Genomic DNA, 260 nt, shown 5'->3' with positions numbered 1-260 from the left:
GGGCGGGGCTGTTGAACTTCCAACGCGCAACTGGACACGCAGGTTCGTGTTCTGTGACCAGTAGGTGAAGACTTCCTCAGTGATCCCGTTGGATGCGTTCTCGACGTCTCGAATAAGGTGCTCATCACTCTCGGGTGAGATGAAGTCCTCCGGCTCGACGCTAGCCAGGTGGAGAAGGGACAGAAAAGCGCGCTGGCCTCGGTTCAGTTCTTCAGCGTCACGGCGGGCAATGAGCTCCTTCACGTTAATCTCCCCCGGCT

The 260-nt window shown here is 58.1% G+C and carries 1 protein-coding gene; it reads right to left on the bottom strand.

The genetic code is table 11. The annotated features are described in order from the left end of the window. Window positions 1-243, bottom strand: a 243-nt coding sequence (locus tag KVS67_RS12225; protein WP_217565469.1) for a hypothetical protein, incomplete at its 3' end; no start/stop codon positions are given. Window positions 244-260: the final 17 nt, after the last annotated feature.

It is taken from the genome of Micrococcus sp. GbtcB5, assembly GCF_019091605.1.
Classification (GTDB): Bacteria; Actinomycetota; Actinomycetes; order Actinomycetales; family Micrococcaceae; genus Micrococcus; species Micrococcus luteus.
Note: the sequence above shows the minus strand (reverse complement) of the source record. Positions and strands in the feature narration are given on the sequence as shown.